This is a genomic window from Hydrogenophaga electricum (assembly GCF_030160815.1).
GTDB lineage: Bacteria > Pseudomonadota > Gammaproteobacteria > Burkholderiales > Burkholderiaceae_C > Hydrogenophaga > Hydrogenophaga electricum.
Genome location: NZ_BSPB01000049.1, coordinates 27,835 through 28,195 on the forward strand (window position 1 = coordinate 27,835; position 361 = coordinate 28,195).

The following is a 361-nucleotide window of genomic DNA, read 5'->3' on the forward strand; positions in this document are numbered from 1 at the left end:
GCGCGCGCCGGCCTTCAGCGCCACCTGCCAGTGGTCGTTGACCACCAGCATCACGCCCGCCGCAGGTCTTCCTGCCCGAGGTGCAGCGCGCGCGCGCCGGCCTTCAGCGCCACCTGCCAGTGGTCGTTGACCACCAGCATCACGCCCGCCGCATCGGCGGCCCGCTGGCTGCGGCCGATGGCCTCGGTCAGCGCGGCCGCCCAGGCTGCGTCGTCCGCCGGCTCGGCCGGGCGCTTCATGCGCAGCTGGATCGTGTCCACCGTGGGTCTGGCGCGCAGCACGGCTTCCACACGCTCGGCGCTGTCCACGATGGCGTAGACGCCCGGCGCGCGGCCGCGCGGCCGCGTGGCCCAGGCGGACG

Annotated in this window: 1 protein-coding gene; it reads right to left on the reverse strand. The window is 76.2% G+C overall.

What is annotated here, in order from left to right; translation table 11 throughout:
* Positions 1 to 50: 50 nt before the first annotated feature.
* Positions 51 to 361 (reverse strand): thiamine phosphate synthase (locus tag QQK43_RS19050; RefSeq protein ID WP_284309021.1); only part of this gene is annotated, 311 nt, incomplete at its 5' end.